This is a genomic window from Porticoccus sp. (assembly GCF_965660005.1).
GTDB lineage: Bacteria > Pseudomonadota > Gammaproteobacteria > Pseudomonadales > Porticoccaceae > Porticoccus.
Genome location: NZ_CBFHYF010000003.1, coordinates 80,371 through 102,602 on the forward strand (window position 1 = coordinate 80,371; position 22,232 = coordinate 102,602).

The following is a 22,232-nucleotide window of genomic DNA, read 5'->3' on the forward strand; positions in this document are numbered from 1 at the left end:
TAAGAAGTTACCCACAATTTTATTAAGGATAAATCCGCCCAATTATCCCGTAAGTTACCCACAGTTTTAGCACAGCTGTGGGTAACTAGCTTTGAAGGTGGTTTTTTCTGTGGGTAAGTTTGTATGAAGATTATTTGTTTCAGCGGAAGATCTTTCATTGATATGCCTCCAGATATTCATTAAAATCCTCCGCCCTCAGAAGGTAACCGGCCAGCTTAAGGAAGTCCGCCATGAAAAGAACATTTCAGCCCAGTGTATTGAAGCGCAAGCGTACCCACGGATTTCGTGCACGCATGGCCACAAAAAATGGTCGTCAGGTAATCAATCGTCGTCGCGCCAAGGGCCGCAAGCGCCTGGCAGCCTGACTGTTATCCTTGATCAGGGCAGTCCTGTGCCCGAGACATCTTTTGGCAGAAACAAGCGTCTATTAACAGCCCGGGCTTACCAGGCTGTTTTTTCTGGTACCTGCTTCAAAGTTGCACACCCAAATCTTCTATTACTGGCCAAACCTAACGGGCTGTGTCTGCCCAGGCTCGGTCTTGTGGTGGCAAAAAAACATATTCGTCGGTCAGTTGATCGCAATCGTGTCAAGCGAGTTGTCCGTGAAACCTTTCGCCAGTCTCAAAACCTTCTCGATTCTCTCGATATCATTTTCCTGGCCCGTCAGGGTATGGATTGCTTAACGCCGAAAGAACAAACCGACCTGCTTGAAAACAGCTGGCGGCGTTTATCGCGTAAACTTCAGGCGGAATTGTAGTCGTGCGCTCATTTTTGCTGGCTCTACTAAAGGGGTATCAGTACCTGGTAAGCCCACTGTTAGGAAAAAACTGTCGTTTCTATCCCAGTTGCTCTTGCTACGCTGAGGAAGCAATTAAAGTGCACGGCGCTTCAAAGGGTGTCTATCTAGGCTTCCAGCGTCTGTTAAAGTGTCACCCCTTCTATGCCGGTGGCTATGATCCTGTACCGCAATCTGAAAAAGAAAAGAGTTAAATTACTATGGATTGGCAACGTTCTTTATTGATAGGTGGCATGTTGGTAGTGCTGTATATGTTGTTTCTTGAGTGGGATACCTTTCAAGGTGCCCAGACAGATCAGAATCCTGTGTCTGAAGAAACCATACTAGCCCCGGATACAAAGCAACTACCGGCTGAGTCAACCCCCGAACCTGCGACCAACGAAATACCGACATTACAAAATGATAATGTTGCGGTGAAGGCCACATCGACAGAAACGGACGCTCCGGGTACTTCAACAACACGGCTTTTGTCGGTATCTACCGATGTACTGCATGTGCTGATCGATACTCGGGGCGGTGATATTGTTCGGGTGGAACTGCCGGAACACCTGACAAGGTTACAGGAAGATTCTCCGCCGTTCGTTCTTTTAAATCAGACAGCCAGTAATACTTACATTGCCCAGAGTGGTTTGATTGGCATTAATGGAACAGATAACACCGAGGGGCGTCCTCTCTTCAAAGCTGAAAAAAGTGAATATCGGCTTGCTGATGGTGCCGAGGGAATACAGGTAGATATGGTGTTCCAGCAGGATGACGTCACCATTACTAAACGCTTCAGTTTTACTCGAGCTGATCACCTGATAGAAGTAACCTACCTTGTTGACAATCAGGGCACCAATGCTTGGCAAGCCGGCTTATTTGGCCAGATAAAACGGGATAGCCACGAGCCATCCGTGGCCACTGGAATGGGGATGAACCCTTATGTGGGTGCCGCTTTGCGCACCACAGAAGAAAATTACAAAAAGGTCGAGTTTGAAGATCTCGTTGAAGCACCTTTCAAGGACACCCTGGAGGGCGGTTGGATTGCTATGATCCAACATTATTTCATCAGTGCCTGGATACCGGATCAATCGACGACCAATGCATTTTCCCTGCGTCAATTGGGTAACCAGGATCTTTACACTATTGGTTTTACCTCACCACAAATATCAGTTGAACCAGGTGCCACCGGAGAGCTTAAAGCAGCGTTTTATGCTGGTCCCAAAGATCAATACAGGTTGGAAGAAATTTCTCCCTACCTTGATTTGACTGTGGACTATGGCTGGCTCTGGTGGGTGTCAAAACCCCTGTTCTGGGTCCTTTATCAATTGCATGAACTGATTGGTAACTGGGGTTGGTCGATTATTCTCCTGACCGTATTCATTAAGGCAGCATTCTATAAATTATCTGCCACCAGCTATCGCTCCATGGCAAATATGCGTCGATTGCAGCCAGAAATGTTGCGCCTCAAAGATCTTTATGGGGATGATCGCCAGAAGCTATCCCAGGAGACGATGAATCTATACAAGCGAGAAAAAGTAAATCCTATGGGTGGGTGCCTGCCTATTCTGGTGCAAATGCCGGTGTTTATAGCACTTTATTGGGTACTATTTGAAAGTGTGGAGCTGCGGCATGCACCATGGATACTCTGGATTCAGGATTTGTCGGTCAAGGACCCGCTCTTTATTCTGCCGTTGCTAATGGGTGCCAGCATGTATATTCAGCAGCAGTTGAATCCCACACCTCCGGATCCTACTCAGGCCAAAATCATGCAAATGATGCCCATAGCCTTTACTTTTTTCTTCATGTTCTTCCCGGCTGGACTAGTGCTTTACTGGACGGTAAACAATATTCTTTCAATAATCCAACAGTGGATGATCACCCGCCAGATAGAAGCGGCTCCCTTGAAAAAGAAATGATACAAGGCTCCCGCAGGGGGCCTTGTTGGTGATACATGAACGGCCTCAGTCACGATCAGGATGTTATTGTCGCAGTAGCCACCCCCCCCGGACGGGGCGGGGTTGGTGTGGTACGTATTTCAGGTCTTGCTCTTGACCCATTGATCAACGGTTTTATCGGGAGAAAGCTCGAACCACGACAAGCGGTATTTACGGACTTTCACGATGCCAAAAATCAGGTTATTGATCGCGGTTTAGCGATCTACTTTCCTGCACCGCATTCTTTTACCGGAGAGCATGTACTCGAACTGCAGGGGCATGGGGGTCCAGTCATCATGGATATGCTCCTGCAACGCGCTATTCAGCTGGGTGCCAGACTTGCCCGCCCCGGTGAATTTTCACAACGGGCCTTCCTTAACGATAAGCTGGATCTGACTCAAGCTGAGGCCATTGCTGACCTGATTGATGCCACCTCCGAACAGGCAGCCCGATGTGCAATCCGCTCTCTGCAGGGAGCCTTTTCAACGCAAATTCACCAATTGCTGGAGGCGTTGACCGCCCTGCGGATATATGTCGAGGCAGCTATCGACTTTCCCGAAGAAGAAGTCGATTTTTTGGCCGATGGCCGGGTCAGTGCTGATTTGAATGGAATCATTATCCAGCTCGATGAGCTGTTTTATCAGGCAAGACAGGGTGCCTTGCTGAAAGAGGGCATGACGGTTGTCATCGCAGGCAAACCGAATGCCGGCAAGTCCAGTTTACTCAATGCACTATCTGGTCGGGATAGTGCAATAGTCACCGAAGTAGAGGGAACCACCAGAGATTTATTGAGGGAGGAGATAAGCCTGGATGGAATGCCACTGCACGTAATTGATACGGCGGGCCTTCGTGATACGGGTGATCCGGTGGAAAAGGAAGGCATTCGCCGTGCCTGGCAGGCAATAGAGGGGGCGGATCGGATTTTATTTGTGGTGGATAGCAGCCAACCCTACTCACTGGATCCAAAAAAAAACTGGCCTGATTATTTCAGCAGGTTTCCTCAGGCAGAAAATATCAGTTTTATTTTGAATAAAGCCGACACATCAACTCTTCCGGTCGGAATTACAGAGGACCGTGGCCATCCAGTAGTAACACTCTCCGTCAAACAGGGTTTGGGATTGAACTATCTGGTTGACCACCTCAAGCAATGCATGGGCTATACGAGTAGCGAGGTTGGCAGTTTTGCCGCAAGACGACGACACCTGGATGCATTAGAGCGGGCACAACAATACCTGCACAGTGGTGTAGAGCAGCTTCATCAAGCGGGAGCGGGGGAGTTGTTGGCCGAAGACCTGCGTTTGGCGCAGCAGTGCCTGGCGGAAATTACAGGTGAATTTACTTCGGATGATCTACTTGGGCGAATTTTTGCCAGTTTTTGTATCGGAAAATGACTTTTCTTGTACAGGTAGTCATCAATCATGGAAATCCGGTGACGCCGCCAGTTCCTGTGGACTAATCGACAGCAAACCCCCAGCAAACTCACATTTTGATAACAGGTTATCCACAGATACTGGTTAAAAAACAACCATAATAAATATATTTTTTGTGCATAATAGATAACTATAGATATTATATAACTTACTGATATATATAAATTATTATAATTTATCGCCAGTATTGGTAATATCAGATAGGTGTGGATAACCAACCATTTTGTCGATAGACTGAGTCCATAAAAACAACACGAATTATCCGTATTTTCGTGCCACCCACGAAGCATAAGAAGGGGTTTGGTTTGGCTCAAATTTTATGGGAAAAGTGCCTGGGTTATCTTCAGGAAGAATTGCCAGCACAGCAATTTAATACCTGGATAAGGCCACTTAGGCTCGACACGTCAAAATCCGGGGAATCGAGCTCCCCGAATAATGTCTGTTTGCTGGCACCTAACCGCTTTGTAAAAGACTGGGTGTCTGACAAGTTTCTCGATCGAATCGTCGACATTTACCAACAGGTTTGCGGGGAGCGGTGTGCTGTTTCAGTTGAATCAGGTGTTCACGAAAAAAGCGATGCTGTGGCCATGCCGATGCCAAATACCGCGGCGGAGGCTGACACGGAAGTATCACCCCCGGCCGTTGTTGTACCACCCCGATCACAGGGGCACTCTATCCCCAGAAATAGTGGTATAGAAGGTGGCCTGAATCATCAAAGCAACATAAATGAAGTGTTTACATTCTCTTCCTTTGTGGAGGGTAAATCGAACCAGTTGGCTCTGGCGGCTTCCAAACAGGTGGCAGAAAACTCGGGTGGCTCCTACAACCCGTTGTTTATTTATGGCGGTGTCGGGTTAGGGAAAACTCACTTGATGCATGCTGTGGGCAATGCCCTGCGTCTGCAGAAACCCAATGCAAAGATTATCTATCTGCATTCCGAGCGATTTGTTGCCGATATGGTCAAGGCGTTGCAGTTAAATGCTATAAACGATTTCAAGCGCTTTTACCGTTCTGTCGATGCACTGTTAATCGATGATATTCAATTTTTTGCAGGGAAAGAGCGGTCACAGGAAGAGTTTTTCCATACCTTCAATGCACTTCTGGAGGGAGGGCAGCAAATGATACTGACCTGTGACCGTTACCCAAAGGGAATCAATGGTCTCGAGGAGCGCCTCAAGTCCCGTTTTGGCTGGGGGCTGACGGTCGCGGTTGAGCCCCCCGAGCTTGAAACACGCGTGGCAATCTTGATAAAAAAGGCGCACCAGGCAAAGATTGATCTGCCCACCGATGCTGCTTTTTTCATCGCCCACAGAATCAGGTCAAATGTACGAGAGCTAGAAGGCGCATTAAAGAGAGTGATAGCAAGTGCTCACTTTACGGGCAGGATGATAGATATCGATTTAATTCGGGAATCCCTCCGGGATCTCTTGGCCCTGCAGGATAAGTTGGTGACCATCGACAATATTCAGCGGGTAGTCTCCGAATATTACAAAGTCAAACTATCAGAGTTACTCTCAAAACGCAGAAGCAGATCCATAGCCAGACCGCGTCAGGTGGCAATGGCGTTGGCAAAAGAGCTGACGAACCACAGTTTGCCTGAAATAGGTGAGGCATTTGGCGGCAGAGATCATACAACGGTTCTCCACGCCTGCCGAAAGGTTAAAGAGCTGCAGGAAACCAGCCGCGATATCAGTGACGATATGAAGCAATTGCTTCGCGCATTGACTACCTAATGTATGGAGAGAGGGTGGGACAAAAACTGTTCCCGGATTGCAGGATAGATGATAATGATAGCCCTCAACGAACCGACCTTATTTACTTGTTGGAAGATTACTAATGAAGTTCACCGTATCCCGAGAAGATTTTCTTAAGCCTCTGCAATTGGTGGTAGGTGTCGTTGAAAGACGCCAGACTCTGCCCATCCTTTCCAATGTGCTGATTGGTTTGAGTGGCGGCCGTTTGTCGTTAACCGGAACCGATCTTGAAGTGGAAATTCTTGGTTATCTCAATCTGGATAGTCCATCAGTAGAGGGCGAAATCACCGTTCCGGGTCGAAAGTTGATGGATATTTGTCGTTCTCTACCTGACGGAGCAGAGCTGACTATTTCTGTAGATGGTGGTCGTGCAATCGTCACCAGTGGGCGCAGCCGATTTACGCTCTCAACGCTGCCGGCAAATGAATTCCCAAGTGTAGAGGATGGTCCAGGTAACAGAGAGTTTTCGCTGAGTCAGCAAACCTTCAAGCAGTTGCTGGATAGTACAGCTTTTGCTATGGCGCAGCAGGATGTTCGCTATTATTTGAACGGGATGTTGCTGGAGGTTGGGGACGGCCATGTTCGTGCTGTTGCAACTGACGGTCACCGGTTGGCAATGCGGGATGCACCTTTGGAGAGCACTGCTGACGACAAGATACAGGTGATCATACCGCGTAAGGGTGTTCTGGAGCTATCCCGCTTGCTTGTCGAGGCTGCGGATGTAGAGGTTGTACTTGGCAATAACCACATACGAGTTTCCACGCCCGAATTTCGTTTTACATCGAAACTGGTTGATGGTGCTTATCCGGACTACCAGCGTGTTTTACCAAAAGGAGGTAATAAGCAGCTCACCGGGCGTCGTGAAGAGTTGCGTCACGCATTTAGCCGCACGGCAATTCTCTCCAATGAAAAATATCGTGGAGTGCGCTTACTCCTCGGTGACAGTCTCCTTGCTCTGACCGCGAACAATCCGGAACAGGAGGAAGCTCAGGAGGATGTCGTTGTTAACTACAATGCCGGTGAATTGGAAATCGGCTTTAATGTCAGTTACGTCATTGACGTGCTTAACGTATTGCGAGGAGATGAGGTGCGTTTCACCTTGTCCGATGCGAATAGCAGCGCACTGATTGAAGATCCGGCATCTGAGGGCGCGGTCTACGTGGTTATGCCGATGCGGCTATAATACGACGCGCCTGATCTGATTTTGGGTATAAAAATAGACACCTTCAATGTATCTTAAACAGTTGCATGTGCATGGATTGAGAAATTTGAAGCACATTGAGCTGTCTCTTTCCCCTCAAGTAAATCTTTTTCACGGTGCTAACGGTAGCGGGAAGACAAGCCTCCTGGAGGCGATTTTTTTATTGGGCCGTGGCCGCTCTTTTCGGAGCCGTATCCTCAATACCGTAATAAATACACAAGAGCAGGTTTGCACCGCTTATGGTTTGCGAGAATCTTCCGGTGTATCAACCCCAATCGGCGTATCCCGTGGTCGACAGGGAGATTTCTTATTCAAAATAAATGGACAACAAATTGCCGCTGCCTCTGCGCTGGCTGAAGCTTTGCCGCTATTACTTTTGAATGCGGAAGGCTTTGATCTGATTGGTGGGGGGCCACAATATCGACGTCGATTCATCGACTGGGGTGTGTTCCACGTGGAACACAACTACCGGCATTTGATGCAGCGCTATCAGCGGGTATTGAAACAACGCAATTCGCTAATGCGACATGATAGAATAGACGAACAGGTTCTGGCTGTTTGGGACGCGGAGTTTGTCGAGCTCGCCCAACAGATTGACTGCTTGAGAAAAGTATACCTCCAGGAGCTACTGCCGATAGTCAGGAAGATAGCCTGTGAACTATCAGAAGATCTGGGTGATGTAGATTACAGTGTTTTTCCTGGCTGGGATGAAACAAAGGATTTATCAGAGGTGTTACTGACAGATCGCCCCAGAGATCGTCATTTAAAAACCACCCATCATGGACCCCACCGCGCAGATTTACGCATTAGGATCAAAAAGCAAAATGCAGCCGATATATTGTCTCGTGGGCAGCTAAAGATACTCGCCATATCTATGCAGATTGCCCAAGGATACCTTTTTAACAATAAGACCGGCAGGTCCGGCCTCTATCTAATAGATGATCTGCCGGCAGAGCTGGATATAAAGCATAGAAGGCAGGTATGTGAGAGGCTCGCCGTTTTGGGTGCGCAGATCTTTGTTACCGGAGTAGAGCGAGAGGGCTTGTTGAACCTTTGGTCTGATTCCGCAAACGACATGAAATTGTTCCACGTGGAACAGGGTTGTATCCGGGAAGATCGCTACACAGGGTGATTCTTGTCCGGAAATTAACAATTGTTAGGGACTCCTATGACTGACGAACAAAATAGCTACGACTCTTCCAGCATCAAGGTTCTAAAAGGCCTTGATGCGGTAAGAAAGCGCCCGGGGATGTATATCGGAGATACCGACGATGGTACCGGTTTACACCACATGGTATTTGAAATTGTCGATAATTCCATTGACGAAGGGCTTGCTGGCCATTGTTCGGAAATCAGGGTCGTTATTCATCCAGATGAATCAGTATCGGTCTCTGATAATGGACGAGGTATACCCACGGAGCTGCACGAAGAGGGCGTCTCTGCTGCTGAAGTGATCATGACAGTGCTCCATGCCGGTGGAAAATTTGACGATAACACGTATAAGGTTTCCGGCGGATTGCATGGGGTCGGCATTTCCGTGGTTAACGCGCTGTCTGCAGAGCTGAAGCTTATCATCAGGCGTGGTGGGCATATCTATGAACAACTTTACCGCCATGGTGTTCCCCAGGAGCCATTGGCGGTAGTGGGCGATACGAGTGAAACTGGCACAACAATTCACTTTATCCCCTCTACAGAGACGTTTACCAATATCAAATTTCATTATGAAATTTTGGCCAAACGGTTGAGAGAGTTATCGTTTCTTAATTCAGGCGTGCGTATCGTATTGCTCGATGAGCGGAGTGGTAAGGAGGACATTTATCAATATGAGGGTGGACTCAAGGCTTTCGTGGAGTATCTGAATACTAACAAAACCACGATCAATCAAATAATGCATTTTAATGTTCAACGTGAAGATGGTATTGGCGTTGAGGTGGCACTCCAGTGGAATGATAGCTTCCAGGAAAATATTTTCTGTTACACCAACAACATACCGCAACGTGACGGTGGCACCCATTTGGCAGGGTTTCGGGCCGCTTTAACGAGAAGCCTCAATACATACATTGAAAAAGAGGGGCTTGGCAAAAACGCCAAGGTCAATACTACTGGAGACGATGCCAGAGAGGGATTAACCGGAATTGTTTCGGTTAAAGTGCCTGATCCGAAATTTTCGTCACAAACAAAAGACAAGCTTGTCAGCTCAGAAGTAAAAACAGCTGTTGAGCAAGAGATGGGCAGCAATTTTACAGACTACCTTTTGGAAAATCCCCAGGATGCCAGGAGTATTGTCAACAAGATGGTGGATGCAGCCAGGGCACGGGAAGCTGCCCGCAAAGCACGTGATATGACTCGCCGCAAGGGTGCTTTGGATATAGCCGGATTGCCTGGAAAGCTGGCCGATTGTCAGGAAAAAGACCCGGCCTTATCAGAGCTGTATCTGGTGGAGGGTGATTCTGCGGGTGGTTCTGCCAAGCAGGGTAGAGATCGGCGCACACAGGCCATTCTTCCCCTGAAAGGCAAAATACTCAATGTGGAAAAAGCCCGTTTTGACAAAATGTTATCGAGTGCTGAAGTGGGCACACTGATTACCGCGCTGGGCTGCGGTATCGGGACTGAAGAATTCAATCCCGACAAACTTCGTTACCACACGATTCTGATCATGACAGATGCCGATGTGGATGGCTCTCATATCCGAACGCTCTTGCTGACCTTTTTCTTCCGTCAAATGCGCGAATTGGTTGAAAGGGGACACATCTATATTGCCCAGCCGCCCCTTTACAAAATCAGCAAGGGAAAGCAGGAGCAATACCTTAAAGACGACCAGTCACTGACGGCCTTTCTTACCCAGTCCGCACTGGAAACGGCCAGCCTCCATGTGACCGCAGAGGCCCCCCCGATCAGCGGCCCCGCGCTGGAAAGCCTGGTTGCAGACTATCGCCGTGTGATGAATATTATTGATCGCATGTCGAGGGTTTACCCTGAAAGCGTCTTGCAAAAATTGATCTATACCACTCCCCTTGAATCCCGACAGCTTTCAGATCGTGGGGTTGTCGAAAAGTGGAGCGATGAGCTGGCTAGCTCATTCACACAGGACAACGTTGCAGGTAGCCACCGCTATCAGGTAAGTGTTGTTGAGGACCCAGAGCGACATATCTTTTTGCCCGTCGTTGAATTGACCGCCCATGGTGTGCCGACCAAGTACCGGTTTAACCATGAATTTTTTGTATCGGGTGAATATGGTGCAATTGTTGCCTTGGGCAGGCAGCTGCAAGGCCTGATTGAAGAGGGCGCATATATCCAGCGGGGCGATCGGCGTAAACCGGTTACCAGCTTTAGTGAAACCATCAGTTGGCTTATGGGTGAATCACGTCGCGGTTATAATGTTCAGCGCTATAAAGGTCTGGGCGAAATGAATCCAGAGCAGCTTTGGGAGACAACAATGAATCCTGAAACGCGACGAATGCTCAGAGTAACCATTGAAGATGCTATCGCCGCAGATCAGATGTTCAATACGTTGATGGGTGATCAAGTGGAACCACGACGGCTCTTTATTGAAACCAACGCATTATCCGTCACCAATCTGGACGTCTAGGGAATTCATTTAGAAATAAAAAACCCGGCTTATGCCGGGTTTTTTATTTCTTGTACTCTTCTGAGAGAGTCTTCCTAGGGCGGATGGGTACGAAAGACGATCCGGTTCTATTCTTCACGTTGTCGCCAGATGTCACCATCCGTTTTTCGGCGGCCCCGATTTTTTCTGCGATCCTCTTTATCCGGTTCAAAGCGAATATCTTCTCGTCGATCATCGCTTTTTCGCTGCTGTTCTTTGCGGCGATCCTCGCCGACGTAAGAGCCGTTATCAATATCTTTCATGGATAAAACTCATTTTGATTGCGGTATTCACAAGTTGAGTTTAAGAGAGTATAGGCTGAAAATCTAGCACAGCAAGTGATGGCAAAATTAATGGCACGTCAGTTGTAACTGGTGTGTTTCTATCCAATCCTTAACTTGCTCAGTAACAAGCTGACTGTTGCTCCCCGGTGTAATATTTATGGGTTTGCCAATGATCACATGGATCGTACCCGATCGCTTAATCAGCTGTCGGGCAGGCCAGCAATAGCCAGCATTGTGGGCTACGGGTATGATGGGCACGCCTGCTGCAATGGCCAGGGCTGCGCCGCTTCTGCCATATTTACCAATTTTACCGAAGGGGATCCGGGAGCCCTCCGGATAAATAACTACCCGGTTACCCTCAATAATACGTTGTTTACCCTGACTCATAACCTGGCTCATGGCCTGACGAGGATTGCTTCGGTCAATGGCAATGGGGTGCATAAGGCGGATACCCCAGCCAAAAAAAGGTATTTTCAGCAACTCCTGTTTCAGAATAGTGCTGACAGGCATAAACAGCCGCTGTAGAAAAAATACTTCCCAAGTGGACTGGTGCTTGCTGAGTATGACACATGGGGTCTGAGGGATATTTTCCAGGCCATCTACCTTAACTTTGATGCCGCAGGTGAGACTCAGAGCTCGATTGATTAGCATGCCAGCAGTGGTGAGTAGACGGTGTCGGTTCAGGTAGCTTAGAAAAGGCCCGGAGCAGGTAGAAACGAGGCCGAAAACAAAAACTATTAGCATATAAAGTAGATAAAACAACAATGAGCGCAGCAGCATAATCGCTTTATTCATGGGGAATTCCTGTGTCCCGGGTGGGCCAGTATATGATCCACAGCCTGATCAAGATCATCAAACACCGCTGCCTGTTGTAACTCGATTTCTGGTTGTGAGGGCAGTTTCTTTTCTGTGGTGGCACCTTTACCGGTTCTTACCAGAATGGGAACACAGTGATTACTCAATCCCGCCTGAAGATCCCGCAGGCTATCCCCGATCAGCGGAACTCTGTTGAGAGAAATACCAAATTCATTGGCAATGGCATCGATAAGCCCGGGTGCCGGTTTGCGGCAATGGCAGTGATCTTCCGGTGTATGGGGACAATAAAAGATCCCCCCCAGTTCTGCGCCCTGTTCTATCAACAGGTCAGACAGCTTTGCATGCATGGCTTCCAGATCATCAAGATCAAAAAGACCTCGTCCAATACCAGACTGATTAGTAGCAACAACCACGGTATAACCGGCCCGGTAGAGCCTGCCTATAGCATCTATACTGCCGGGCAGGGGCACCCATTCATCGACAGACTTGATGTAATTATCAGAGTCTTGATTGATTACGCCATCCCGATCGAGAATCACCAGCTTCGTCATTTACTTGGCCGGTACCAGCAGTGAAATATCCGCTATATTGAGGAACAGATCTTGAAGCTTTTGTAATAGCGCAAGACGATTCAAGCGCACTTCTGGGTCTTCTGCCATGACCATAACCTCATCAAAAAACTGATCGACAGGGGCCCGTAATTTAGCCAGTTCTTTTAATGCGGTAGAGTAATCTCGGGTTTGCAGGAGTGGGGATACCACATCAGTCAGTGTCCCCAGTATGCTCGCAAGCTGCTGTTCGGCGGGCTCGGTGAGCAAGCTGTGGTTTAGGTCCTTCCGGTTGATCAGATCGGTTTGTTTGGCGAGAATGTTGGATACTCGCTTGTTGGCAGCGGCAAGGGCCTCTGCTTCAGCTAATTGATTGAAAGTGTGCACCGCCAGCACTCGCAAATGAATATCCAGTGGATTACTGAGCTGTCGCGCAGCAACGGACTGGAAAACCTCGGGGGGCATATTCTCGTCGTCATACCTCGCCTTAAAACGCTCCAGTATGTAAGTGAGTACTTGCTTGCTTATTTTGTCAGTGTTGTCAGCCAGTGTGGATACACCGGTATGTTGATCAAGGGCCAGTTTCAGTGCCGCTTTGAGATCAATGTCGATGTTGTGTTCGATAATAATGCGCAATACACCGAGACTCGCGCGACGCAAGGCAAACGGGTCCTTCGAGCCACTAGGTGGCTGTCCAATACCGAAGATGCCAACGAGGGTATCGAGACGATCGGCAATAGCCAGCGTAATGCCGGTTTTGGTGGTGGGGATGGCGTCACCGGCAAAGCGGGGGAGGTATTGTTCGAAGAGCGCACTGGCGACTTCTGGGTTTTCGCCATCGTGCATGGCGTAATAGCGGCCCATGGTCCCTTGCAGGTCATCAAACTCACCGACCATTTCGCTCACCAGATCCGACTTGCTTAACTGGCCGGCTCGATAAGCCAGTGCACTGTCAGCGCCAGTTGTCCCCGATAGTGCCCGGGACAGGTTGGCAACGCGCTCAGACTTATCAAACAAGGATCCGAGCTTTGCCTGAAACACAACGCTGCGAAGTAATTCGCGCCGCTCGGCTAATGTGGTTTGCCGGTCAGTGTCGTAAAAGAAGGCGGCATCCGACAGGCGTGGTCGTATCACCCTTTCATTGCCGCGGATGACCTGATCGGGGTCTGTGCTCTCAATATTGGCGATGGTAATAAAGATCGGCATTAGCTTGCCGCTATCATCCAGGGCATGAAAATATTTTTGGTGGGATTTCATGGAAGAAATCAAGGCTTCCGCCGGCACGTCCAGGAAGCGCGGTTCAAATTGTCCCACCAATGGCACGGGCCATTCATTGAGGGCCGTTACCTCATTAAGTAAATCGTCATCGATGACTGCATGACCACCAGCTTGTCTGGCTGCGTGATCAACACCTGCCCGGATCAAGTCCCGGCGTTCATCAAAGTCTGCCAAGACGTACGCTTGTTTCAGTTGCTGACAATAGCTGGCCGGACTGTCAATAACGATATCATCGGGGGCATGGAAACGGTGACCGCGACTCCGGTTGCCGGCGGGGAGGCCCATTATTTGCGCATCGACGACATCCTTACCGAATAACATGATGATCCAGTGAACGGGTCGAACGAATTCTTCGCGGCGTGTACCCCAGCGCATCCGCTTTGGGATGGGCAGTGCCGCCAGGGCACCGGACACGATATCCCCCAGCAGGGCAGCCGTTGATTGTCCCGGTTGGCTGACCCTGTGGCACAGTTTTTCCTGTTTGCCATCATGCTCAACCATTTCCGGTAACCCAGCCAGTGGACAGTTGTTTTTCTCGGCAAAGGCCTGGGCGGCGCGGGTTGGCATGCCGGCCTGATCGAAGGCAACGGATTTGGGTGGACCCCAAATGATGGCTTCCTGTCCGGGTGTCATCGGATCGAGCTCGCGAACAACCACTGCCAGGCGACGAGGGGACGAAAATGAAGCCACTGCACCAAAATTCAGCTCTAGTCCGGTCAGTCGGTTAACAATCGCTATCCTGAACGCCTCTGACAGGTCCAACAGTGAGGTTGGCGGGAGCTCTTCTGTGCCAATTTCAACAAGAAAATCTGAACTCATGTTTGAGCCTCTGCGGCGTGTTGTTGAACCTCTTTGGCAAGTGCGGGTAGGGCCAGCGGGAAGCCAAGCGCCAGGCGTGAATTGAAATAGGCCTGAGCCACGGCTCTTGCCAGGGCTCTCACCCGGAGAATGAAACGCTGTCGCTCTGTGACAGAAATGGCGCGCCGCGCGTCCAGAAGGTTGAAAGCATGAGAGGCTTTCATGACCATTTCATAGGCGGGTAGTGGCAGACCTTTTTCAATCAATCGCTGACTCTCGCTTTCGTAAACATCGAAGCTGTGAAACAGGAAATCCACATTGGCCTCATTGAAGTTAAAGGCCGACATCTCCACTTCATTCTGGTGAAAAACATCCCCGTAAGTGACGCGACCTTCCGGCCCTTCAGTCCATACCAGGTCGTAAATGCTGTCCACGCCCTGCAAATACATGGCAATCCGTTCCAGACCGTAGGTGATTTCACCGGTAACCGGGAAACATTCGAGACCGCCCACCTGTTGAAAGTAGGTGAATTGTGTCACCTCCATGCCGTTCAGCCACACCTCCCAACCCAGACCCCAGGCGCCGAGTGTGGGGGATTCCCAGTTGTCCTCAACAAATCGTATATCGTGGATATTGGTGTCGATGCCGAGTTGTCGCAGGGAGTCGAGATACAGCTCCTGAATATTGTCGGGGGAAGGCTTCAGGACCACCTGGAACTGGTAGTAATGTTGAAGTCGATTGGGATTCTCGCCGTAACGACCGTCCGTGGGGCGACGACAGGGTTGCACATAGGCGCTGTGCCAGCTTTCCGGGCCGATCGCACGCAGGAAAGTTGCCGGGTGGAAGGTGCCTGCACCCACTTCCATATCCAGCGGTTGCAGGATCACACAGTGGTGCTTCGACCAAAAATGTTGCAGAGCCAGAATCAGCCCCTGGAAAGTTGAAACATCCGGTGTAGTTTGTGACAACTGAGTTCCCCTATGACATGCAAAGTTGGCAATTATAAGACTGCAACCCCCGAATAGTAAGGGCTTTATTGCCGGGGGGTGTCTGCCTGGACAGTCAATACCTGCCACAGGATTTGAAAGCGGGTTTGCGGGAGTTGTCCTGGCAATACGAAGTGCGAAGGGCGCTTTGCAAGACGGTTGGTATTCACTTTGGGCGGCTGGTTGCTGAGCAGACAAAGTCAAAGGTTGATACAGTGCTTCACTGGCCGTACAGGAAAAGCCAGCGCAGGGGTGATTGTGCTATAGCCCACCGCGAGGCTCGACGGGCAGTGGGTGTCGGGGAGGAGGTTGGGAATAATGTTCCCGATCACAGGATACGCCATGGCAGTTAATCTTGCCCACCAGTCAGGGATCAATAGGGATACCAGAAAAATGTGCTCACGCCGTGGATAAGAAAATTGCTCTCCTGCTACTTTTGCTGCTCAGCGTTAGTGGCCTAGTTTTTCTGGTTTTAGATCCCGTGGCACAGCCGAAACAATATCTGCAGTTTGCCGACCAAAGAATGCTGTTTGGCATAAAAAACTTCCTGAATGTGGTGTCCAACCTGCCGCTTATCCTGCTCGGCATTTGTGGTGTTGTGCTGCTGTGGAGAAAGCAGCTGGTGCACGATAATCTCTCCGTGACACCCACCTACCTGACGCTGTTTGCTGCTGTTATGTTTACCGGTATCGGTTCGACCTGGTTTCATCTCAATCCGAGCAATCAGGCGCTGTTCTGGGATCGTCTGCCAATGGCCGTTGTTTTTATGGCGATGAGTACGGCGTTGTTTGCCGAGTACCTGGGTCGTTATTTGCAAAAAATACTTTTTTATCCACTGTTGTTGACCGGAACAGCATCCGTTATCTACTGGCATATTACGGAAAGCCTCGGCAGGGGCGACTTGCGGCCCTATCTGTTGGTGCAGTTTCTGCCGATAATCTGCATTGTCCTGCTGATGACCATCAGTCAGTCAAGGTTCACCAGGAGCCGGGATATCCCGGTCATTTTGCTCTGCTACGGTCTGGCAAAGTTGACGGAATTTCTGGACCAGCAGATTTTTGCTGCAACTACCGTCATCAGTGGGCATACCCTCAAGCACTTGCTGGCAGCGGTTGCTATCCTGATATTGCTGAGAATGCTGTGGTTGCGTGAGCAGATAGCAAACCGATAATTGCGCTTTGCTATTGCCTGCATAGTTATAATTAGCTGGAGCTATTGTTGGTGGAAAGTTAAAGTATTTACTATAAACATCCGATTCCAGCAGGAGATGAACCATGCAACCTTTTACGATCTTCGGTCACGATGCCTGTGGTTTCTGTCGCCGGGCTAAAGCTCTGATGGAAGCAAAGGGGCTGGAATACCGTTATGTGAATATCCACGATGAGGGTATCACCCCGGCAGACCTGGCGAAAACGATTGGACAGCCGGTCAATACAGTGCCACAGATATTTCATGGCAAGCAATATATCGGTGGTTTTCAGGAACTGACCGAATATTTTGAGAAAACAGATCCTACGCAGCAGGCCTGAGCAGGCTTCAGCAGTCCCCGCCTGAAATGGACCCGGGCCTGACACACGACCATATGCACACCTCTGCATAAACATACAGAACGGTATTGGCTCAACACCAGTACCGTTTTTATTTGTCTTTTTTGACCGTGCGGGTGTTCCCCTGTTCGTCGATGGCAACGAAGACAAACTGCCCCTCTGTCACTTTCGCGGGCTCATTGGTGGGTTCAATATTGATCCAGACTTCAACGTTGATGGTCATGGAACTGCTGCCAACCTGCATCAGCTCGCAGTAGCAACTGACGATGGCGCCAACCGGAACCGGTCGAAGAAACGACATTTCACTGATCGCAACCGTTGCCACGCGACCTCGCGCAATTCGCTGAGAAAGAATGGAACTGCCAAGATCCATTTGCGAGAGCAGCCAGCCGCCAAAAATATCACCACTGGAGTTGGTGTCCTTGGGCATGGCAATGGTTTGCAGGGTGAGTTCGCCACGGGGTGCCGGCGGTTGATTAATCTCGGTCAAGCTCTACTCCTTATTATTGGATCCGGTGGGGGTTTCAAAAAACCACCGATGGCAGCCAGGTGGCCAGTGGTGGCCAGATGGCCAACATCAACATCAGCAATAGCTGAATGATGATAAAGGGCACGACGCCACGGTAGATATCACGGGTCGCCACCGAGGGGGGTGCGACACCGCGCAGATAGAACAGGGCAAAGCCAAACGGCGGTGTCAGAAAAGAGGTTTGCAGATTGATGGCGATCATGATACCAAGCCATATTGGATCGAGCCCCATTGCCAGCAAAATAGGTCCGACGATGGGTACGACGACAAATGTAATTTCGATAAAGTCGAGAATAAAACCCAGTAGAAAAATCACCACCATGACCACCAGTGTGGCACCGATAATCCCGCCGGGAATACGATTGAACAGATCCTCCATCAATTCCTCGCCACCAAAACCCCGGAAGATCAGTGAAAATATCGCGGCACCGATCAGAATCAGAAACACCATGGCAGTGACTTCAGTGGTTGACTGCGTGACGTCGCGCAATCTTTTCATGGTCAGTTGCCGGCGACCCAAAGCCAGCAGTGTGGCGCCCATCGCGCCGACGCCCGCCGCTTCCGTGGGGGTGGCGGCACCACTGAGGATCGAGCCCAGTACGGCCACGATCAATGCCACCGGCGGCAACAGGCTGCGCAGTAACCTGGTGGGTGAGAGGTTTGAATCCCCGTCGATTTCAACCACCGGGGCAAGTTGCGGTTTAATTCGCGAGATGAGAATCAAATACAGAATGTACATGATTACCAGCAGTGTGCCGGGCACAATGGCGCCGACAAAAAGATCTCCGATGGAGATCGTCTTGGGATTGAAAATACCCAGCCCGAGCTGGGCCTGCTGATAGGCGCTGGACAGGATGTCGCCCAGCAGAACCAGTGCAATTGAAGGTGGAATGATCTGGCCCAACGTCCCGGTAGCACAGATCGAGCCGGTTGCCAGTGCGGGGTCATAACCCCGTTTCAACATGGTGGGCAGGGACATCAGGCCCATGGCTACCACTGTGGCGCCGACAATCCCGGTACTGGCGGCCAGCAGCATACCCACCACCACCACTGAAATGCCCAGACCTCCCTTGAACTTGCCAAATAGCAGGGCCATGCTGTCCAGCAGGTCCTCCGCCAACCTGGATTTCTCCAGCATCACGCCCATCAGGACAAACAGGGGTACCGCGATCAGGGTGGTGTTATCGATCGTGCCGTATAGCCGGTTGGGCAGGGCATGCAAAAAGGACATATCAAAATGGCCGGTAGCGGTGCCCACCATCGCAAAAATCAGGGCAGTCCCTGCCAGCGAGAGTGCCACCGGGTAGCCCCCCATGAGCATCAGACAGACTACCGCAAACATCAGCAGGGGAATGTATTCAGCCATCAGAGCAGGTGCTCCTGATGTTCAATGGTCTGTATCTGGGTCAGGCCAAAGAAAAACAGCAGATTTTTGATCAACTCCGCTATGCCCTGTAACAGTAGAGTCACCGGCATGACGATGAGCAGTGTTTTCAGCAGGTATACCCACGGCAACCCCTTCGCTTCCCTGGAAACTTCCCGGATTGCCCAGCTGTTCTCGACGTATTCCCAGCAGAACAGCAGTATCAAAAGGCACACGGGGATTAGAAACAGCAGACCGCCCAGTGCATCTACCAGTGCCTTGATACGGGGGCTGTAATGTTGATAGAAAATATCCACACGGACATGACCGCCGCGTTTCAGCGTAGAAGCTGCACCCAGCAGGAAAACCAGCGCGTGAAGATACGTGACGGATTCCTGCAGGGCGATCGAGCCGGACTGCAGGAAGTAGCGCATCACCACCACCAGGCAGGTCAGTGCCATCATGGCGAGGGTCAACCAGGCGACCAGCTTGCCGGTCCATTCGGTAAAACAGTCGATACCCCTGGCCAGACTCTCAAGAAAATGAACAAGTCGAGGCATTTTTATTATCTCTCGCAACTGCCGCACAGTTTATAAGACCGAGCCGGTCGCGACCAGAACAAACCTGTCCGGTCGGGCAGGTCATGAAAGGCGCTTGTGGCAAAGATGAAGCCGGCATGGCAATCCAGCTGGAAGCCTGTATATATATTGGCATCTGATAGCTGTCACATTACTGTCATACAAGATTCATAGAGTTGTCACGATAGACCACTAGCATCAGTCCCGATGTTAATGATCAGCCCTGGAGGCAAACGTGAAAAATATCCATAAATTAGTACTCGCTGCAGCACTGGCTCTATCCAGTGTGCCAGCAATGGCTCGTGATACCGTTTCCATAGTCGGTTCATCCACCGTCTACCCCTTTGCCACTGTGGTGGCAGAACGGTTCGGCCGCAACACCAGTTTCCCGACCCCCAAAATTGAATCCACCGGTTCCGGTGGTGGACTAAAGCTGTTCTGTCAGGGTGTCGGTACCCAGCATCCCGATATCACCAATGCTTCCCGTCGTATGAAGCAGTCGGAGTTTGAGCTGTGCAACTCCAACGGTGTTAAAGATATTACCGAAGTGCAGATCGGATATGATGGTCTGGTAGTCGCCAATTCCGTAAAAGGAGCGGATCTCGATATTTCCCTGCGTGATCTGTACCTGGCGATGGCCAAGGATGTGCCAAATCCGAACGGCACAGAAGAGCTGGTGCCCAATCCCTACAAAACTTGGAAAGACGTCAATCCGGCACTGCCAAATGTCAAAATTGAAGTGGTAGGTCCGCCGCCTACTTCCGGTACCCGCGATTCGTTCAACGAACTGGGTGTTGAAGGCGGCTGCAAAACGTTCCCCTGGTTAAAAGCGATGAAAGCTCAGGACAAAAACAAATACAAATCCGTGTGTCGCAGCATTCGCGAAGATGGCCACTACATCGAAGCTGGCGAAAACGATAATCTGATCGTTCAGAAACTGGAATCTTCACCCACTATACTGGGCGTCTTTGGCTTCTCGTTCCTCGATCAGAACCGCTCTATTGTGAAAGCCGTAAAAATCAAAGGTGTCAGCCCGAACATGGAAACAGTCGGCAGTGGTGAATACCCGATGGCCCGCTCCATGTTCTTCTACGTGAAAAAAGCCCACGTCGGTGTGATTCCCGGTATCCAGGAGTACGTGAAAGAGTTCACCAATGATCGCGCCTGGGGCGATAAAGGCTATCTGGCGGACAAGGGCCTGATTCCGTCACCAAAAAATGAGCGCATGACATGGGCAAATAACGCCAAATCGCTCAACAGCATGACAGGCAAAGAGTTTGAATAAGCCAGACTAGAGTCACCCGGCCCGGCGTGAAATACGTCGGGCTTTTTTGTCCCCGGTTATCGGGAAGTTCACGTCACTGAATAAATGTTGATGACGGAGAGAGACTGGAGCAGTTCATGCAGACCGGACAGTTATTATTAATACTTGCCGCGATGATTGTTACGGCCTTCATCATGGGTCGCCACCGGGCACTGCAGGTTGCACAGCCGTTGGGTGGTATCCGTCATCTGCGCTCGCTGCCGTTTTACTATGCGATGCGCTCGGCGATCTGGTGTGCGCTGCCGGCACTGATGGTGCTGGTGTTCTGGATGGTATTCGATCAGACCCTGATCCGTATCATGGTATTGGACAGCCTGCCCGCAGGGCTGCAACCGGTGGATGACACTGCACGCAACCTGGCTCTCAGCCAGATAGGCAATGTTGCCAGTGGTGCACTGCCACCGGATTTCGTGGATGCCGCCGTGGCCAAAGCCGCCGAACGATTGAACCAGCTGCAATCGATCAGTGCCATGGCCATGGCCGTGGTCGTGATTGTACTGGCCATGCTGGGTGGTGCCTGGGCATGGTTGCGCGTTTCCGCTAGGCTGCCTGCCCGCGAACAGGTGGAGCGGGTATTGCTGGTCATCTTCATGCTCTGCGCGGTACTGGCTGTTGTGACCACGGTCGGCATCGTGTTCTCTGTGCTGTTTGAATCGATCCGGTTTTTTGGTCAGGTACCAATCACGGATTTCCTATTCGGGCTCAACTGGAGCCCGCAAATGGCGCTGCGTGCGGACCAGGTGGCCTCGGAGGGTGCCTTTGGTGCTGTGCCGTTGTTCGCTGGCACCCTGCTGATTTCTGCCATTGCCCTGATCGTGGCGGTACCCGTGGGGCTGATGTCGGCCATTTATCTGGCGGAATATGCCCACTCCAAGGTGCGATCTTTCGCCAAGCCGGCACTGGAAGTGCTGGCTGGTGTGCCAACCGTTGTGTACGGTTTTTTTGCTGCGCTCACCGTGGCGCCTTTTATTCGCGATGTCGGCCAGTTCCTGGGGTTGTCCGTTTCATCTGAATCTGCGCTGGCTGCCGGACTGGTGATGGGGATCATGTTGATTCCCTTTGTCTCGTCCCTGTCTGACGATGTGATCACCGCCGTGCCCAGAGCGATGCGGGATGCTTCACTGGGCCTTGGTGCCACGCGTTCGGAAACCATCAAAAAGGTGATTTTCCCCGCGGCGCTGCCGGGCATTATGGGCGGTATTCTACTGGCGGCTTCACGGGCCATCGGTGAAACCATGATTGTCGTGATGGCGGCCGGTCTGGCGGCAAATCTCACCGCCAATCCCTTGCAGGCTGTCACCACCATCACGGTACAGATTGTCACGCTGCTGACCGGGGATCAGGAATTCGACAGCGCCAAAACACTGGCGGCATTTGCCCTGGGCCTGATGCTGTTTGTCACCACGCTGCTGATGAATGTGGTTGCTCTGCACGTCGTCAAGAAATACCGGGAACAGTACGAATAGACTCGGCTGCA

The 22,232-nt window shown here is 50.6% G+C and carries 21 protein-coding genes; 13 read left to right on the forward strand and 8 right to left on the reverse strand.

Annotation, left to right across the window (positions count from 1 at the left end; genetic code table 11):
- Window positions 1–230 precede the first annotated feature (230 nt).
- The 9 genes from rpmH to gyrB all read left to right on the forward strand — a co-directional run bounded on the left by rpmH (window position 231) and on the right by gyrB (window position 10,686).
- Window positions 231–365, forward strand: a complete 135-nt coding sequence (gene rpmH / locus ACTF5G_RS01665) for a 50S ribosomal protein L34 (protein ID WP_305170331.1) — start codon at window positions 231–233, stop codon at window positions 363–365.
- Window positions 366–391: 26 nt separating this feature from the next.
- Window positions 392–757: a ribonuclease P protein component gene (gene rnpA, locus ACTF5G_RS01670; RefSeq protein ID WP_438951077.1), complete on the forward strand. Its 366-nt coding sequence runs from the start codon at window positions 392–394 to the stop codon at window positions 755–757.
- Between the two features lie 2 nt (window positions 758–759).
- Complete coding sequence (gene yidD / locus ACTF5G_RS01675; protein ID WP_438951078.1) at window positions 760–990, forward strand: membrane protein insertion efficiency factor YidD; 231 nt, start codon at window positions 760–762, stop codon at window positions 988–990.
- A gap of 6 nt (window positions 991–996) precedes the next feature.
- Window positions 997–2,694, forward strand: a complete 1,698-nt coding sequence (gene yidC / locus ACTF5G_RS01680) for a membrane protein insertase YidC (RefSeq protein WP_438951079.1) — start codon at window positions 997–999, stop codon at window positions 2,692–2,694.
- Window positions 2,695–2,729: 35 nt separating this feature from the next.
- Window positions 2,730–4,103: a tRNA uridine-5-carboxymethylaminomethyl(34) synthesis GTPase MnmE gene (gene mnmE, locus ACTF5G_RS01685; RefSeq protein WP_438951080.1), complete on the forward strand. Its 1,374-nt coding sequence runs from the start codon at window positions 2,730–2,732 to the stop codon at window positions 4,101–4,103.
- A gap of 344 nt (window positions 4,104–4,447) precedes the next feature.
- Entirely contained in the window at window positions 4,448–5,875 is a 1,428-nt protein-coding gene (dnaA, locus tag ACTF5G_RS01690; RefSeq protein ID WP_438951081.1) for a chromosomal replication initiator protein DnaA, read from the forward strand.
- 103 nt (window positions 5,876–5,978) lie between these two features.
- Window positions 5,979–7,079 carry a DNA polymerase III subunit beta gene (gene dnaN, locus ACTF5G_RS01695; protein ID WP_438951082.1) on the forward strand — a complete coding sequence of 367 codons (1,101 nt, stop codon included), beginning with the start codon at window positions 5,979–5,981 and terminating at the stop codon, window positions 7,077–7,079.
- A 46-nt stretch (window positions 7,080–7,125) separates the two neighbouring features.
- On the forward strand, window positions 7,126–8,229 hold the full coding sequence (gene recF / locus ACTF5G_RS01700) for a DNA replication/repair protein RecF (protein WP_438951083.1): 1,104 nt from the start codon (window positions 7,126–7,128) through the stop codon (window positions 8,227–8,229).
- Between the two features lie 36 nt (window positions 8,230–8,265).
- Window positions 8,266–10,686, forward strand: a complete 2,421-nt coding sequence (gene gyrB / locus ACTF5G_RS01705) for a DNA topoisomerase (ATP-hydrolyzing) subunit B (RefSeq protein WP_438951084.1) — start codon at window positions 8,266–8,268, stop codon at window positions 10,684–10,686.
- A 107-nt stretch (window positions 10,687–10,793) separates the two neighbouring features.
- Here gyrB and ACTF5G_RS01710 read toward each other — a convergent pair whose 3' ends face one another.
- From ACTF5G_RS01710 to glyQ, 5 genes are all read right to left on the reverse strand, one after another.
- A complete protein-coding gene (locus ACTF5G_RS01710) occupies window positions 10,794–10,967 on the reverse strand; it encodes a hypothetical protein (protein WP_438951085.1) in 174 nt (57 codons plus the stop codon).
- A gap of 87 nt (window positions 10,968–11,054) precedes the next feature.
- Complete coding sequence (locus tag ACTF5G_RS01715) at window positions 11,055–11,783, reverse strand: lysophospholipid acyltransferase family protein (RefSeq protein ID WP_438951086.1); 729 nt, start codon at window positions 11,781–11,783, stop codon at window positions 11,055–11,057.
- Entirely contained in the window at window positions 11,780–12,355 is a 576-nt protein-coding gene (gene gmhB / locus ACTF5G_RS01720) for a D-glycero-beta-D-manno-heptose 1,7-bisphosphate 7-phosphatase (protein ID WP_438951087.1), read from the reverse strand. The genes ACTF5G_RS01715 and gmhB overlap by 4 nt, the downstream gene beginning before the upstream one ends.
- Complete coding sequence (glyS, locus tag ACTF5G_RS01725) at window positions 12,356–14,449, reverse strand: glycine--tRNA ligase subunit beta (RefSeq protein ID WP_438951088.1); 2,094 nt, start codon at window positions 14,447–14,449, stop codon at window positions 12,356–12,358.
- Entirely contained in the window at window positions 14,446–15,396 is a 951-nt protein-coding gene (gene glyQ, locus ACTF5G_RS01730) for a glycine--tRNA ligase subunit alpha (protein ID WP_438951089.1), read from the reverse strand. The genes glyS and glyQ overlap by 4 nt, the downstream gene beginning before the upstream one ends.
- 499 nt (window positions 15,397–15,895) lie before the next feature.
- On the opposite strand from glyQ, the gene ACTF5G_RS01735 reads away from it, so the two are divergent.
- Window positions 15,896–16,585, forward strand: coding sequence for a ceramidase domain-containing protein (locus ACTF5G_RS01735; RefSeq protein WP_438951090.1), 690 nt, complete (start codon window positions 15,896–15,898; stop codon window positions 16,583–16,585).
- 103 nt (window positions 16,586–16,688) lie between these two features.
- Complete coding sequence (locus ACTF5G_RS01740) at window positions 16,689–16,943, forward strand: GrxA family glutaredoxin (protein WP_438951091.1); 255 nt, start codon at window positions 16,689–16,691, stop codon at window positions 16,941–16,943.
- Window positions 16,944–17,052: 109 nt separating this feature from the next.
- On the opposite strand, the gene ACTF5G_RS01745 is transcribed toward ACTF5G_RS01740, so the two are convergent.
- From ACTF5G_RS01745 to ACTF5G_RS01755, 3 genes are read right to left on the reverse strand one after another with little or no spacing between them, the layout of a single operon-like run.
- Window positions 17,053–17,451, reverse strand: coding sequence for an acyl-CoA thioesterase (locus tag ACTF5G_RS01745; RefSeq protein ID WP_438951092.1), 399 nt, complete (start codon window positions 17,449–17,451; stop codon window positions 17,053–17,055).
- A gap of 34 nt (window positions 17,452–17,485) precedes the next feature.
- Window positions 17,486–18,856, reverse strand: a complete 1,371-nt coding sequence (locus tag ACTF5G_RS01750) for a TRAP transporter large permease (RefSeq protein WP_438951093.1) — start codon at window positions 18,854–18,856, stop codon at window positions 17,486–17,488.
- Window positions 18,856–19,413: a TRAP transporter small permease subunit gene (locus tag ACTF5G_RS01755; protein WP_438951094.1), complete on the reverse strand. Its 558-nt coding sequence runs from the start codon at window positions 19,411–19,413 to the stop codon at window positions 18,856–18,858. The genes ACTF5G_RS01750 and ACTF5G_RS01755 overlap by 1 nt, the downstream gene beginning before the upstream one ends.
- 313 nt (window positions 19,414–19,726) lie before the next feature.
- On the opposite strand from ACTF5G_RS01755, the gene ACTF5G_RS01760 reads away from it, so the two are divergent.
- Window positions 19,727–20,716, forward strand: a complete 990-nt coding sequence (locus tag ACTF5G_RS01760) for a substrate-binding domain-containing protein (RefSeq protein WP_438951112.1) — start codon at window positions 19,727–19,729, stop codon at window positions 20,714–20,716.
- A gap of 116 nt (window positions 20,717–20,832) precedes the next feature.
- A complete protein-coding gene (gene pstC, locus ACTF5G_RS01765; protein WP_438951095.1) occupies window positions 20,833–22,221 on the forward strand; it encodes a phosphate ABC transporter permease subunit PstC in 1,389 nt (462 codons plus the stop codon).
- Window positions 22,222–22,232 lie beyond the last annotated feature (11 nt).